Annotated in this window: 11 protein-coding genes; 2 read left to right on the top strand and 9 right to left on the bottom strand. The window is 61.4% G+C overall.

Annotation, left to right across the window (positions count from 1 at the left end):
• Positions 1-127: 127 nt before the first annotated feature.
• Positions 128-1,660: an ABC transporter substrate-binding protein gene (locus tag ACP148_RS15040; RefSeq protein WP_421952022.1), complete on the bottom strand. Its 1,533-nt coding sequence runs from the start codon at positions 1,658-1,660 to the stop codon at positions 128-130.
• Positions 1,661-1,862: 202 nt separating this feature from the next.
• On the opposite strand from ACP148_RS15040, the gene ACP148_RS15035 reads away from it, so the two are divergent.
• Positions 1,863-2,825, top strand: coding sequence for a cation diffusion facilitator family transporter (locus tag ACP148_RS15035; protein WP_421952021.1), 963 nt, complete (start codon positions 1,863-1,865; stop codon positions 2,823-2,825).
• 45 nt (positions 2,826-2,870) lie between these two features.
• Here ACP148_RS15035 and ACP148_RS15030 read toward each other — a convergent pair whose 3' ends face one another.
• The 4 genes from ACP148_RS15030 to ACP148_RS15015 are packed head-to-tail and all read right to left on the bottom strand — an operon-like array spanning position 2,871 to position 7,344.
• The gene (locus tag ACP148_RS15030) at positions 2,871-3,737 is read right to left on the bottom strand and encodes an amidohydrolase family protein (RefSeq protein WP_421952020.1); all 867 of its coding nucleotides are present in this window, start codon (positions 3,735-3,737) and stop codon (positions 2,871-2,873) included.
• Between the two features lie 13 nt (positions 3,738-3,750).
• On the bottom strand, positions 3,751-5,697 hold the full coding sequence (locus tag ACP148_RS15025; protein WP_421952019.1) for a TRAP transporter permease: 1,947 nt from the start codon (positions 5,695-5,697) through the stop codon (positions 3,751-3,753).
• A 15-nt stretch (positions 5,698-5,712) separates the two neighbouring features.
• A complete protein-coding gene (locus tag ACP148_RS15020) occupies positions 5,713-6,645 on the bottom strand; it encodes a TAXI family TRAP transporter solute-binding subunit (RefSeq protein WP_421952018.1) in 933 nt (310 codons plus the stop codon).
• A 33-nt stretch (positions 6,646-6,678) separates the two neighbouring features.
• On the bottom strand, positions 6,679-7,344 hold the full coding sequence (locus ACP148_RS15015; protein WP_421952017.1) for a TetR/AcrR family transcriptional regulator: 666 nt from the start codon (positions 7,342-7,344) through the stop codon (positions 6,679-6,681).
• Positions 7,345-7,517: 173 nt separating this feature from the next.
• On the opposite strand from ACP148_RS15015, the gene ACP148_RS15010 reads away from it, so the two are divergent.
• The gene (locus ACP148_RS15010) at positions 7,518-8,423 is read left to right on the top strand and encodes a LysR family transcriptional regulator (RefSeq protein ID WP_421952016.1); all 906 of its coding nucleotides are present in this window, start codon (positions 7,518-7,520) and stop codon (positions 8,421-8,423) included.
• Here ACP148_RS15010 and ACP148_RS15005 read toward each other — a convergent pair.
• From ACP148_RS15005 to ACP148_RS14990, 4 genes are all read right to left on the bottom strand, one after another.
• The gene (locus tag ACP148_RS15005; RefSeq protein WP_421952015.1) at positions 8,414-10,072 is read right to left on the bottom strand and encodes a thiamine pyrophosphate-binding protein; all 1,659 of its coding nucleotides are present in this window, start codon (positions 10,070-10,072) and stop codon (positions 8,414-8,416) included. The two genes, ACP148_RS15010 and ACP148_RS15005, sit on opposite strands and share 10 nt — an antisense overlap.
• Before the next feature lie 150 nt (positions 10,073-10,222).
• A complete protein-coding gene (locus ACP148_RS15000; protein WP_421952014.1) occupies positions 10,223-12,238 on the bottom strand; it encodes a tripartite tricarboxylate transporter permease in 2,016 nt (671 codons plus the stop codon).
• A 69-nt stretch (positions 12,239-12,307) separates the two neighbouring features.
• The gene (locus tag ACP148_RS14995; protein WP_421952013.1) at positions 12,308-13,399 is read right to left on the bottom strand and encodes a tricarboxylate transporter; all 1,092 of its coding nucleotides are present in this window, start codon (positions 13,397-13,399) and stop codon (positions 12,308-12,310) included.
• A 171-nt stretch (positions 13,400-13,570) separates the two neighbouring features.
• The gene (locus tag ACP148_RS14990) at positions 13,571-15,361 is read right to left on the bottom strand and encodes a gamma-glutamyltransferase family protein (protein WP_421952012.1); all 1,791 of its coding nucleotides are present in this window, start codon (positions 15,359-15,361) and stop codon (positions 13,571-13,573) included.
• Positions 15,362-15,456 lie beyond the last annotated feature (95 nt).

Genomic DNA, 15,456 nt, shown 5'->3' with positions numbered 1-15,456 from the left:
GAAGGATGGCCATGCCGGAAAGGACCTGGCAATGGGACATCGCTGGCCATGTCCCTCCCTTCGCGATCTCCCCGCGCGCCGCCATTGTCCGGAGGACAGGCAAAGCCGGCGCCCATGGGAGGATTGCTTATTCTTCGAGCCATGCGTTCCAGAAATATGGCCATGGCGCCGGGTTCATGCCTTCGAGTGCCGGCGATTGGGCGGCAACGGCATTGAAATTGCCGACCTTGAAAGCGGGCACTTCCTCATAGACAGCTTCCTGCACCGCGCCCCACAGTTCCACACGGGCATCGGGGTCGGCTTCGGCGTTGAACGCGCCGAGCGCGGCGTGCTTGGCGTCGGACACCCACCAACCTGGCGAGGAATCCGACATGATACCGGTGAGCGACGGTTCAGGCAGGAAGGGCGAATGGGTGATGTAGATGTCCCATAGCGCCGGATCGGTGCGCCGCTGGGTCAAGGTTGCCCATTCCACGACGTCGAGTTGCACGTCGAACCCGGCAGCTTCGAGATAGGCCTCGGCAACCTGCGCCATCGTGTAATGGAACTCGTACTGACGCGAGGTCAGGATGCGCAGCGGCGATCCGTCATAAGAGGAGTCCGCGAGCAACTGGCTGGCCAGTTCGGTATCGCCCATGGGCTTATAGGGTTCGGTGCCGGCTTCGGTATGCCAGACATAGCCTTCGGGATACATCGCCCCATCGGCGGTGAAGAAATCTTCCGATCCGAATGCGGCCAGCAGCATGTCCTGGGGCGCAAGGGCCGCCTGGATCGCCTTGCGCACGGCGATGTCGGAATTGACGCCTTCGGCGGTGTTCATCACGAACACCGGCCAGCCAAACGGAGCCAGCATCACCGGTTCGGTATTGCCCGAGGCGATGCGGTCATAGGCTTCCACCGCGATGGAATCGATATAATCGAACTGCCCAGCGACAGCGCCCTCGATGCGGGTGTTGGGATCGGGGACAGGCACGAAGCGGATTTCGTCGAGATACTGGTGGCGCGCCCCGCCATAGCCGCTGGAATCCTCGGCGCGCGACGCGTAATCCTCGAACCGGGTAAGCTGGATATACTGGTCCGGACGCCTTTCGGCCAATTGATAGGGCCCGGTGCCGATGAAATCCTCCATCACGTCTTCGCCCGCGATTTCGGATGGAATGACGATGGCCGCCGAGTTGTTGAGCGACAGCAGGGACAGCAGCGGCGCATAGGGTCCGCTCAGCGTGATCTGCACGGTGTAATCATCCACGGCCTCGACGCCTTCGACAGTTTCCGCGGTCTGCATGCCGCGGCTTGCGATGCGCAGCCAGCGTTCGAGCGATGCGACGACGTCCTCGGCGGTCATGTCCGAGCCGTCATGGAAGGTGACGCCCTCACGCAGCGCGATTGTATAGACAGTGCCGTCCTCGGAAATCTCGGGCATGTCCGCCGCCAGCAGCGGCACGACGGCCCAGTTGGCATCGAACGTGTAGAGCGTTTCGAACATATGCTGGGTGATGATGCCGACCAGGTCGGCTGTCGAGGTCATGGGGTCGAGGGTGGGCGGCTCACCAATGGTGGCCACGTCGATCGCGCCACCCTCGGTTTGCGCGACGGCAAAACTTGGCAATGAAATGCCTGCCAGGGCAGCGATGGTCGCTGCCTTGATAAAAGTCTTCATAACGATGCTCCCTTTGCTCAATGATACATAATTATGTAATACATATCATTGTTCTGTCATGAGAGCAGAGCGGAGCGCTTTCGTCAAGCCTGCCCGCCATGGGACAGCCACATCGCGCCAGAGGCTTGCTCCATTATGTATTTACAAATGAATAGATATTGATATGTTTGGCCAAAGACGTTTACGAGCGATTTTGAATGCAATGACCAGGTATCACACCAGCCACGATCACGCCGGCCATCATCACGGCGACGGGCACTATAGCCATGCGCCCGAGATTGGCGAAAATAACGAAAGGGTGGTCCTTGCCGGGTTCGCCCTGATCTTTGGCTTCATGGTTGCCGAGTTCATCGGCGGCATCCTGTCGGGCTCTCTGGCGCTGGTGGCCGATGCCGGGCACATGCTGACGGACGCTGCGGCATTGGCGCTCGCCTGGGCCGGTTTCAGGTTTGGCCGAAAACTCTCGGATTCCAGGCGTACATTCGGCTATATGCGTCTCGAAGTGCTCGCCGGTTTCGTCAATGCCATAACGCTTTTCGGGCTGGTCGCCTGGATCACCTACGAGGCTATCCAGCGCCTCTTTACCCCTCATCCGGTTCTGGCCGGACCGATGATGGTCGTCGCTGTCTTGGGTCTGGTGGTCAATATCGCCGTGTTTTTCATGCTCCGGCAGGGCGACACCAGCCATGTCAACATTCGCGGTGCGCTGTTGCACGTCCTTGGCGATTTGCTGGGCTCTGTTGCGGCGATTGCCGCGGCGGTGGTGATCTATTTGACCGGTTGGACGCCGATCGATCCGATCCTGTCGGTGCTGCTTTCGATGCTGATCCTGCGCTCCGCCTGGGCTCTTTTGCGCAATGCCGTGCAGATCCTGATGGAAGGGACGCCCGGAAACATCGAGATCGATGCCCTGCGCACCCATGTCCTCGATACGGTGCCCGACATCGAGGACATCTCTCATGTTCACGTCTGGTCGATCACTTCGGGCAAGCCCGCGGCAACCATGGAGGTTTCGCTCAAGCCCAGAGCCGACTACCGCACAATTTCAGAACGCGTGAAAAGAACCCTCGCCCAGCGCTATGCCATCGGCCACGCCACTGTTGAAATCAACTGGGCCAACCATCCAAAGGATTGTCCCCTGTCCGAACCGACGCACGACCATTAATCGAAGCAAAGAGCCGCCCGGAGACAGTCGGACGGCCCTTTTCGATTACACTGTTTCGGGCCAATAGAGCCGGGTCGGATTGTCCACAACCAGTCGCTGCAAGCTGTCGGGCGTCGGCGCAATGATCTTGAGCAGATCCACCAGTTCCCCATCGTCGGGCATATTGGCCTTGATGTTGGGATGGGGCCAATCGGTGCCCCACAACACGCGGTCGGGGAATTTCTCCACCAACAACCGGCCATATTCAGCGGCGTCATGGAAGGGCGGTCCGGATCGTGACAGGCGTTCCGAACCGCACACCTTGACCCAGAACCGCTTGTCCTCGAGCAGCTCCAAGAGCAATTGAAATGCCTGCTGTTCGACACCGGCGCTGGCATCGATACGGCCCATGTGGTCGATCACCGTGACGATGTCGAGATCCTTGAGGAATGGCGCCAAATCCGCCAGCCAGTGGGAATCGAAATGCACGACGATATGCCAGCCGTACGGCTTGATCTTGGCAACGATCTCGCGCACCGCATCCTGATCGGCGGCTTCACCCAGATGGGCAACGAAATTGAACCTTACGCCCCGCACGCCGGCGTCATGGAGTTCCTGCAGCTCGGCGTCGCTCACATCGCGCTCCACCATGGCGATGCCACGGTAATTGCCATTGCCGGCCCTGAGCGCATCGACCATCGCCCGATTGTCGGTCCCATGGCAGCTCGCCTGGACCACCACAGAGCGCGAGAGCCCCAGATGTTTATGCAGCGCAAACAGCTTTTCTTTTGGCGCGTCCTGGGGCCGGTAAGTTGCCGAGCTGGAATAGGGAAATACGTCTCCAGGGCCGAAAACATGGCAATGGGCATCGCACGCGCCTTCGGGCAGAACCAGGTCGGGCGTTTTGGGAGACGGGTGGGGAGGCAAGGACATGAATGGGCGTCTCTTAGTTGGGTTGAACTTCAATGGCAGGTCGTGGCGTTGCCGTGACCATGCGGAAGACGGCAAGGCCGACAATACCGAGCCCCGCCAGCCGTGCGATCAGAGTGATCGGGTCGGTCGTATCGACCGGCGTCGGCCAACAGATCAGCAATGTACCCGCACACAGCGCGCCCCGCTCTAGCCCGGAAATGGGACGAACCATCCAGCCGGCAAAGGCAATTGTTATGGCGGTTACGGCGATCGCTGCGAAAACGATGCCAAGCACGATCTGCAGCGGCGTTCCGATCATCAGGATGCCCGGCATGGTAACGAACAGGAACGGCACCAGAAGTTTGACGAAGCCAAGCCGGATCGATTCAACCGCCGTCTCATTGGCACCGGCGCCTGAAATCGAAGCCGCCGCGTAGGCCGCGAGCGCGACTGGCGGCGTGATGGCCGAAACCAGCCCGAAATAGAAGATGAACATATGGGCCGAGATCGCCGGCAGACCGAGCTGGGTCAACGCAGGCGCAACAAGCACGGCCAGCAGCAAATAGGCGGCCGAAGTTGGCAGCCCCATGCCCAGGACAAAAGAGGCAAGGGCCGTCAGCAACAGGATTGCCCATATATTGCCCGCGCCCACCTCCACGATGAGGCTCGAGAGCATCAGTCCCATACCGGTGAGATTGAGCACGCCGATCACGATCCCCGCAGCCGCAACGGCGGCAACGATGGGCAGTGTTGCGAACAGCGTATTGCGGCAGACGACAAGGAGCCCCGTCAGTCCGATCCGCGTTTCCTTGCGCCACGGGCTGATGAGCAGCGCAAACCCGATGCAATAGACGGCGGCCCGGGTCGGGGTCATCCCCATGAACAGGAGCACAATGATGCCGATCAGCGGCAGCAGCAGGTAGCCCCGGGTCTTGAGTGTCTCGATGAGAAACGCCATGCCGCCCGTCGTGTCGCGCGCCAAATCCAGCTTGCCCGCTTCCAGCCGTACGGCGATCAGTAGGGCCAGGACATAGAGCAGGCCAGGCACCAGGGCCGCCAATGCAATGGTCGAATAGGGCACCCCGATGATTTCCGCCATCAGAAAGGCCGCGGCCCCCATGACCGGCGGCAGGATCTGCCCCGCCGAAGATGCTGCCGCTTCAATGGCTCCGGCCAGTTTGGCCGAATAACCGACCCGTTTCATCAGCGGAATCGTAAACGTACCCGTTGTCACCACATTGGCAACGGCGCTGCCATTGATCGTGCCGACCAGCGTGCTTGAAACTGCGGCCGAAAGGCCCGGTCCGCCCTGAATGCGTCCCGTGACCCCGCGGGCCACATCGACGAACACTTCGCCGGTACCGATCTGCATGAGCAGGATGCCGAGCAGTGCGAACAGGAAGATGTATTCGACCGCCACACCCATCGGCGCGCCGAAGAACCCTTCGGTGGACAGGAACAGGGTCGACGCAAGGCGCGCCAGATCATAGCCGCCATGACCGTATTTTCCGGGGATGAGATACCCGAAATAGGCGTAAAGCAGGGCGATGACCGAGAGGATGAGCAGGGCCCAGCCGAGTGTTTTGCGCACGAGGATAAGGGTGATGACCACAAGCGCGATGAACATCCACTCGTCGAACTGGGTGGAGAGGGCGCCGCGCATGACGATGTCGAAATAGGAGTGCCAGAGATAGATCCCTGGCACCAGGGCGATGATCCCCAAAATGTAGAAGATCACACGCGTCGGGACGAACCGTGTCTCCAGACTCACAGCCAGAAGGCCCGCCATGGCCACCATCGAGTAAAACATGGAGCGCAGGACCAGGGCCGTGATACCCCCGAAATAGGCGCCCCAGATGACGATGGCGGTCACGCCGACCGCGAGGATGGTATAGAGCAGGGAGGCGATGAACGCCTCCCTCTCGGTTCCATGCTCATTGGGCAACGCGATCTTGCTGTAGAGTTGGGACAGGAACGACATGATCGAGGCTTTCCGTTACTGGGCCTGTTCGTCGAAATAGAGCTGAGCGCCCTGGTGCAGGCCGATTGGCGTGTTAACGGCAGTTTCAACGGTGATGTTGGCGGCCTCCGGATGGACCTGGGCCAGCTCGTCGAGATTGTCGAACAGCGCCTTGGTGATGGCATAGATCTGCTCGTCGGTTGCGAACTGGCTGGTAAAGATCGTCGCGGGATCGTTGATGACCATCACCGGTTCATCCTGCCCCTCATATGTGCCCGCAGGCATCTCGTAGGTCTGGTAGAATGGATATTCGGCCAGCATCGGAGCGACGGTCTCCTCGTCGATGGAAATCAGCACCATGTCGCGCTGCGCGCCCAGATCGATAAGGGCGGCGGTCGGCGCTCCGGCCAAGACTACTGTGGCGTCGAGCTGACCGTTCATCAGCGCCGCTGTACCTTCCGTGTAAGACAGGAACTGGACGTTGGCCGGGTCAAAGACGCCATAGGCCTCCATCAGGCGCTGAACCAGAACCGCCGAGTTGGAGCCCGGAGGGCCGAGGTTGATGCGCTTGCTCGCAAGCCCTTCCATGGTGGTGATGCCGGTATCGCTGGTGGTCGCGATCTGGAGAACGGCGGGGTAAAGATAGGCCATGGCCGCCACCGGAAGCGCTTCCTCGAACGGGCCTTCGCCCACACTGGCTTCATAGAGCGTCGAGGAGGACGAGAAGCCGAAAGTCATCTGGTCGGCCGCGACCCGCCGGATGTTTTCGACCGATGCCCCGGTCACTTCGGCACGTGCCGTTGTGTCGTCCATGTGCTGGTTGAGCACTTCGGCCATGCCGGCGCCGATGATGTAGAACAGGCCGCCCGTGCCGCCCGTACCGATGGAGACGCGCTCTTGGGCAAGAGCCGGCGTGGCCAGAAGGCCGATCGCCAGGCCCGCGCCGGCGAGCAGTTTTTTAAAGTTCATCGTGGAACCTCCCATAGAGATGAAAATCGGCCCTCAGGCCGCATGGTGTGGCCGCGTTGCACGGCCCTTGGTGTCCAGAGAGCGGAAGCTCGCAAAGCTGGCCTCCACGATCTGGTTGACCGCAGTATCGCGGTCGTTTCCGTCCACCGCGCCGTCTGAAAGGCGGGTGACACGTTCGGGATTGATCAGCGCGTAATAGAGCGCTCCGAGCAGGAAATGGCTGCGCCAGACAAGGCCTTCGCGCTCGGCATTTGGCAGGCAATCGGCGATTGCATCGAGAAAGGCCCGGCTCGTGGTGTCGAATGCGCCAGCGATAATCGTGCGCGCATCCTCATTGCCTTCGGCGGACAGAACTGCCCGCATGCGGGTGAACGCGACACCGCCACCGTCGAAATCCGAAGAGGACGAAAAGGCCGGAAGCACATAGGCGCGCAGGATCGCCATAAGGCGTTCCTCGGGGTCGTGGATGCGCCGGGCCTCGCCAAGCAATTCCGTACGCCGATTGTTCATCGGCTCGGTATGACGCTGGTAGATTTCCCGCAGCAGCGCGGCCTTGGATCCGAAATGATAGGTCAGGCTCCCGACATTTGCTCCGGCTGCCTTGGCGATCTCGCGCAGCGACACAGCGTTGTAGCCGTTCGATGAAAACAGCGTGACCGCAGCACCAAGCAGCGCTTCGCGCACATTGCCTCGAGACAAATGAACCTCCCGCTTTCGACGTTCGTACGCCCTTCTTGTACAAATGTACAAATACCTTGTGCGAGTCAACAAAAAATCTGCCATTGTGGGTTTTCAAGGTGTAACCTCCTGCGCTTGCAGATGTCCCGTTTTGCGGGCACAGCTGCATCACACGCCGGATCTGGAGGGTGGCGATGCGCGTAGATTATCTTGGGCTCGAAGCGTTCGTTGCCGTGGCGGAACTGGGCAGTTTTTCCCGTGCCGCCCAACGGCTCAACCTCACCCAGACAGCGCTGAGCCACCGCATCAGAAAGATCGAGGAGGATCTGGGGACGCGCCTGCTGGTGCGCACGTCCCGAGAAGTTTCGCTGACCATAGCAGGTCAGGCTCTGTTGCCCCAGGTGCGCGGACGCCTGGAAACACTCGCCGAACTCTACGGCGCGGTGCGTGACAGCGGCCGGGAAGCAATGCGCAAGGTCGTGTTTGCCTCGGTTCCGACCATTGCCGGCTATTATCTGGCGGGCCTGATGCGAACCTTTTCTGAGGCCAATCAGGGCCTCAGCATCATTCTGCTCGATCAGCCTGCGGGAGCGGTGGTCAGCACAGTGCAACGCGGCGAGGCCGAATTCGGCATCACCATTACCGGAGCCACCCCCTGGGACGTGGAAACCGAATATCTGTGCACGGAGCCCTACGTCCTGCTGGTCAACCGCCACCACAAACTGGCGGGGCGCAAGTCCGTGCGCCGCGAAGATCTGCTCGGCGAGCCGCTTGTCCGCATCCGCACCCAGTCGACCAACCGCCAGTTGATCGAGGACTCCCTGGGAAGCGTCAGCAGGCAGCTCGACTGGCGCTTCGAGGTTCAAAATGCGGCAACCGCGATGAACCTTGTTGCGGCGGGAACCGCCATCACCGTGCTGCCCAGATTGACCATGTATCAGGCTCCCCACCAATTGGTGGGCCTGAGTTTCGAGGATGTCGATCTTACACGCGCCGTTGTCGCCGTCACGCGACGCGCCGTGCCCCTGTCAGGCGCGGCCGAAAGCCTGCTCGCCATGATCCGCGAGCGGCTCTCGGAAGTCGACAGTTCTCATGCGTGAGAAGCGGGCGGGTGGGCCCGGCGGATCACCGGCGAAACCACCTGATCGGAAATCGGAAAATCCCAAATCGCCGCGCCACCCCTCTCGCGGAAATCCTCGATCAGAGCCGGAAGGATTGTAAGGTCGGTAACGGTTTGCCCGCCAATGCCGAACCCTTTGGCGATCGAAGCGAAGTCGGGCCGTCCGAACACTGCACCTTCATCGGACATGCCTTCGGCCCGCAGCTTGTGGATTTCCGAGCCATAGGCGCCATCATTGAGAATACAGATGAGGATATTGAGACCGTGCCGCGCAATGGTCTCGATCTCCTGGATATGCATCATCAGGCTGCCATCGCCATCGAACAGCACGATTGTATCGTTGGGGCGCGCGGCAGCCACTCCCATCGCAAAAGAGATGCCGTTACCGATCGCCCCGAACTCGCGAATGGTCAGGAACCGGTGTTGCGGGCGCGAGGGCATCTGGGCGAAGAAATACGAGCAATGGCCCGATGAATTGACCATCTCCCATTCGACCGGCAGGTGCGCTTCAAGCGCATCGACCACGGCCCGGGGGTCGACAATGCCGTCCTCGATCGGGAACGGTTCGGAATCGGGCGGTGTTTCGCGGATAAGGCGCGCCGTTTCTTCCGCCCGCCATTGGCCCGGGCGAGCCTCGATCGCATCGGTCAGAGCTTCCACGCCCAGCCGCGCGTCGGCCCGGACATGGCTGTGCGCTGCAACGCGTCCCTGGCTCACGGCCACCGGCTCGACGTCGATCTGGAGCACATGGGCCTTGCCGAACAGCTTGCCGCCATCGGCATTGTGATGCGCCAATATTGTGCCAACCGCAATGATGAGGTCGGCTTCAGCCAGAAGCTTGCGCCCCGCTTCGGTGGCAAAGCCCCCGGCGACTCCCAGGCAGTAATCGTCGTCGTAAAACAACCCCCGCGCCGGCAATGTCGTCGCCAGCAGCCCATCGCACTTTGCGGCAAGTTTCCTGCACGCTTCGCCCGCATCGGCCAGCACGGCCCCCATGCCGGCCATCACGACGATCTTTTTGCTCTCGCCGACATGTTTTGCGGCGCGCGCGATGTCGTCTGGATGCGGTGGCATCGGCCCGACATCGGGCACGAGGTCGGCCGAGGGGACCGGTAGGGTGACCTCGCCCGGCCAGTCGCGATCCTGCAGATCGAAAGGAATGCCCAGAACAACCGGCTTTCGGGTCATCCGGGCTTCCAGGAATGCATCGCGAATGGCTTCGGGCATTCGTGGAATATGATGCAGCGAATGATAGCTTGCCCCGGTTGCGCGAATGAATGGCGCCTGATCGATCCCCTGATTGTACCAACCCGATTTCAAGGGTGCCTCTCCCGCAAACACCACAAGCGGCAGGTTGGCCCGCACGGCAGCGGGCAGGGCGGTCATAAGCTGGGTCAATCCCGGGCCACAAGTTACAGTGGCAACACCGGTCCTTCCGCTCTTGCGTGCATACGCCATCGCTGCGGCAACGGCACAATGTTCGTGACGCACGTAGATCATGCGTGTGCCCAGCCCGGCCAGCGTCGTGCCCCAGTTCATGTTTGCATCGCCCAGCAAGGCAAAGCAGGTTTCGACCTGTTCCTGTGCAAAGGCCCTTGCGAGAACTTCGTAGGTCTTGGGGGTGCTCATCGATTGCTCACTCTATTCTGGTCGCAGACCGGGCCTGAGTCTCCACTCGCCGCGTAAGGCGGTGGGCAGGTCTGTCCCGGCAGGTTTGGTATTGTGTGGGGAGAGGCAGGCAGTGTCTGCCTCTCCCGGTCTAGCGCATGGTGTTGCCGATCATCTGAACGGCCAGGGGAAATTTGTATAGGCCTGCAGCAGGCCGCCGGGAAAATCTCGGCCCAATATGTAGGCAAGGGCGAGGATGAACGCGATGCCGCCAGCCGAAAGCAGGATGGTCTTGAGCCAACTCACGCCCGCCCTGACCCGGAAAAACAGCGGCAGGAACAGGATCAGCCCGATTATGAACCCGAACAACCCCGTCAGAGCCAGCAGTCCGAGGAACCAGCCCAGCGTACGCCACAATCCGTGCGGGGCATTGCCGTCGTCCTGACCAAGCTCGTAGTCGATGAAGACGTCATCGCTCTCGGGCTTGAGCCGCATGCGGATCAGCAGCGCGATGCTGGCCAGAAGCGTGATCGAGCCGACGACCAGCGGGAAAACCTTGTCCCCCAGCCGTGAAATCGACCAGGCATCGGCCACCGCGACCGCCAGATAGGCCGTGATCGCCAGAAGAAAGATCAACGGTGCCCGCTTGGTGCCGGTCGGCGTTTCCAGGTTCTCGCGAATGTTCTTGGATTGCCTGATCCCGATAAAGATCGACGCAACGGTAATGACCAGAAGCGTGATGGTGATCGGGGTGAAGATATATTCGAACCCGGTCTCCAGATCACGCCGGAACCGTGCACCGGCAATCTGGATCGCCGAATTGGTGAAGTTTTCGGCCTGATGGGCCAGCACGAACCCGATCAGGAAGGCGGGGCGCGAATAGTCGAACCGGCGCAGCAGGATGCCCAGAACGCCGATGATCACCAGCGTGATGAGATCGCCGATCGATTGCTGCGTCTGAAACGCGGCAAATGTGATCACGAGCAGCAGGAAGGGCGCCAGCAGCGTAAAGCGGATCGTGGTCAGACGAGAAATCTGGCGTGAAGCGACAATGCACAGCGCCGTGCCCATCACGTTGGCGATGGCGAGCGACCAGACGATCGTGTAGGTGATGTTGAGATCCTGGCGCACCATGTGCGGGCCGGGCGAAAGCCCGAGCAATGCCAGCCCACCCAGAAACACCGCCATCGATCCAGAACCGGGGATGCCGAACATGAGCGTGGGCACCAGCCCGCCGCCTTCCTTGGCGTTGTTCGAGGATTCCGGCGCAATGACGCCGCGAATGTCGCCCTTGCCGAAATTCTCGCGATTTTTCGAACTCTGGACGGCGTGCCCATAGGCAATCCAGTCGACGACCGAGCCGCCGAGGCCGGGGATCACCCCAATCAGCACGCCGATGGTTGCCGTGCGCAGCGAAAGCCAGCGATTGACCCACCAGTCGCGCAATCCAGCCATCCAGCCGGCGCCAAGCGTTCCAGATTTGGAGATCGGCCGGTCCTGGCGCAGCAGTGAAACGATTTCGGGGATGGCGTAGATGCCCAGCCCCACGATCACCAGTTGCAGCCCGTCAACGAGATAGGGAATGTCGTATGTTGTCATGCGCAGGCTGCCGCCCGCGCCGGCGGCGCCGATCGTTCCCGCCATCAGCCCCAACCCGCCTGCGACAACGCCCTTGAGGGGCACGCGGCCGGCCAGAATGGCGACCATGGACATGCCAAGGAACGTCATCATCATCATTTCGGGCAACCCGAAACTCAGCACGATCGGGCGGGCGATGAAGATGAAAAATGTAAGGATCAGAGCGCCGAACAGTCCGCCGAACAACGACGATACGAAAGCAGCGGACAGCGCTCTTGTCGCCTCGCCCCTCTTGGCCAGCGGAAACCCGTCGAGAACCGTGGCCTGGGATGCCGACGAACCCGGTATGCCCATCAGAACGGACGAGAACGTGTCGGAGGTAGGAATGACCGCCACCAGCCCGACCATGAGGGCAAGGCCCGACACCGGGTCCATGCCGTAAACGAAGGGCAGGACCAGCGAAAGTCCGGCAATACCGCCCAGGCCGGGAAGCACGCCGACCGAAAGGCCCAAAAGAACGCCCGCCAGCATGAACATGAGTTGCTGGGGCTGGAGGACGAGGGCGAGAGCGTCGCCGAGCTGGGGCAACGCGGTTGAGAACATTTCCATGGCGGCCTCTTGTCGACGCTGAGAAGCGAGGGCAAACGGGCTTCCGGGTGTTCCCGGAAGCCCAGTGACTTATTCCATCGTCACGCCATAGTCGTCGGCAAGCCAGTCGAGCACATACTGCTTGGCTTCTGCGGGCACCGAAATCGCCGCCTCATACGCGCCCTGACCGGCAGTGCGCGTGAGCTGCGGATAGACGCCCAGTTCGGCTTCAGCCAGTTCGGCGAAGTCGTCGCGGGCTGTCATTTCCTCGAAAGCGGCGTAGTACATCTCGACAACTTCGTCCGAGGCCGAGCCGGGCAGAAAGACCATCTTCTGTGCGGCGAAGCCCGCAACGAAGAACGCTTTCCACGCATCCCAGGCAACGCCCGATGTTTCGCATTCCGCCGTCGCTTCGCACACTTCCTTGAAACTCGGAAGGTCGGGGAAGGTCGGGTCGCGAACGATATTGCCCGCGTCATCGAGGGCGCCGAACGTAAATGCGGGAACGGCCAGGCCCTGCTCGATGAGCGGTTCGACGCTCTGGATATAGGCTGAAGATGTCTGATAGTCGATGTTGGCTTCGCCACGCTCGAACATCAGGCGTCCATCGCCGCGCCCCTCGACGCCGAACACTGGTTCCACGTCGAGCCCAAGCATCTTGAACGAGAGAAGCGGCACCAGATCGAGCGTTGTCGCGCCCTGCGAGCCGTAAATGTAGAACTCGTCCTTGAGGTCATCGAAATCGCCGTCGAAGCGTTCGCCCAGATCGGGCGGCAGATAGACAACGCCACCGGTGCCCGAGGCAAGGACCGGCTGCCAGTCGCGATATTCATAGCGCACGCGCGGATCACCCAGCAGATAGGGGAACTGGGTCGAGCCCGAAGAGCCAAAGATCAGCGTGCCGTCATTGATGGTCTGCTCCTGGAACCAGTTTGCGCCAGCCGTGGAACCCGCTCCGGGACGATAACGGACCACGGTCGTGGGGTTGCCGGGCAAATGTTCGCGCAACAGCGGTGCGAAAAAGTTGGCCCATGCTGCAGAGCCACCCGATTCAGAGAACGGGATCACGAATTCGACGGTCTTTCCCGAAAGGTCCTGCGCGGCGGCAGGCAGGGCGATAGTCGCCATCAGGCCAAGCGCAAGAGGTCCCAGGGCCCCGCGGCCCAAGTTGAGTGCTTTCATGTCTTCCTCCCGGTACCCGGCATGACTGCGGGTACTTATGGATCTGAAATTCTGCACGTCCCAGGCCCGTGCCTCGGACGACAGGTCCGTCCTCCTCGACGGACTGCGACAGACTGCCACGTGCGCATGTATTATAAAATTTCTTTGATCTCATAGATCAGTGAATATTATTCATCTGCCAATGGCGTAGGCCTGCATCAGCCGGGGCGTGGCAGCACCTCTGAAAATTCCGTTCTTTTCCTGGCTGACAGCGGTAAGACGCCCCGCCGCCCATGGCGCGGAAACTTCGATCCGGTGCCCCCTGGCTCTCAACGCGCCAATGACGTCCTCCCCGAAAGCCGGCTCGACCAGAAGGTGCCCGCGCTTGAACTGGCGAGGATAGAATGAGGCCTGCAAATGCCCTGTGTGAAACAGTGGCGCGTCGATGGCCTCCTGCAAATTCATGCCATGATCGGCCAGCCGCAGGAAAAAGCTCAGTTGCCACTGGTCCTGCTGGTCGCCGCCGGGCGTGCCGAAGGCCAGTCGCCGCCCATCGGGACCTAGCGCCATCGACGGGGTCAGAGTGGTGCGCGGCCGTCGCCCCGGCGCCAACGAGGTTGGCAGGCCCTCGGTGAGCCAGAACATCTGTGCCCGGCTGTTGAGCGGCATCCCCAGACCGGGAATGACCGGGGAAGATTGCAGCCATCCCCCCGAGGGCGTGGCCGAAATCATGTTGCCCCAGCGGTCGACGATATCGAAATGAACAGTGTCTCCGCGGCGCGAGGTGAGATGAGCCATCGTCGGCTCGCCGACCCCAGGTCCGTCTCCGATAACCGCCTCCATATCGTTGCGCGCGATCGCGGCGCGGGCTAGGTCTTCCTGGCCCCCTATGGTTCCGGGCCGCATGTCGAGTGATGCCATTGAGCCGATCAGCGCCCGCCGCTGCGCCGCGTAGTCTTTCGACAGTAGGGTGGAGAGCGCAATATCGGAATGGTTGGGGTCGCCGTAATAGGCCTCCCGGTCCGCGAATGCCAGTTTGAGCGCTTCGGTAACCAAATGAACGAAGTCAGGCCCGCGCGGGTCGACATCTGCGACGCCGGCGCCCTCGAGCATGTTGAGCGCCTGAAGCAGCACCGGACCTTGGGTCCATGGCCCGCATTTCCAGAGCGCCCATTGGCCATAGGACCCCGCAATCGCCGGCTCGAAACTGGCCTGCCAGCCTGCCATGTCCTGTGCAGTGAGCACACCCTTGCGTCGCTCTCCCGTCGCATCCATGACGCAGGCGTCGCTCAGATAGTTCTCGATCGTTTCAGCAACAAACCCGCGATAGAAGCACTCCCGCGCGGCCTCGATCCGTTCGCTCCGATCCCCAACCGATGCCGTTTCCTCCAGGAGACGGGTCCATGTCCGGGCGAGGTCGGGGTTGGAAAAGCGCTCGCCCGCCTTGGGTGCCGCCCCTCCCGCCAGCCAGGCCGCTGCCGAACTGGGCCATTCCTCGCGGAAGAAATCGGCGATGCTCGCGATGGAACTGGCCACTTGCGGCAACATGGGATGACCGTTTTCCGCGTAGCTGATCGCCGGCGACAGGACCTCTTCGAGCCCCATCGTGCCGTAGTCGCGCAAGATGAGCATGAGCGCATCGAACGCGCCCGGGATGACTGTCGCCAGCAGCCCCGATCCGGGAACCAGTTCAAGCCCCTCGGACCGGTAGTGCGAAATGGTCGCTCCCGCCGGTGCCGTACCCTGTCCGCAAACGGCGATCGGGGTGTCTTCACCCCTTGGCCAGATCATTCCCACCAGATCGCCGAGCGGACCGTTCAGATGGGGTTCGACCACATTGAGCACGAACGCCGTTGCGACCGCCGCATCATAGGCGTTGCCGCCCTTTTCGAGAATCGACATGCCGGTGGCCGACGCGATCCAGTGCGTCGATGCGACCATGCCAAAGGTGCCCGAAAGTTCCGGCCGCGTCGTAAAGCTCATGGTTCCTCCTCAGGCATGGCAGATTGCCATGACGGTCAACTCAGCACAGTTGGCGTCAGATAGAGCATGCCGGCTGCAATCGGGCAAACCCGCTC

Origin of the sequence: Pelagibacterium sp. (assembly GCF_965249125.1) — a bacterium.
In the GTDB taxonomy this organism is placed as follows: domain Bacteria; phylum Pseudomonadota; class Alphaproteobacteria; order Rhizobiales; family Devosiaceae; genus Pelagibacterium.
Note: the sequence above shows the minus strand (reverse complement) of the source record. Positions and strands in the feature narration are given on the sequence as shown.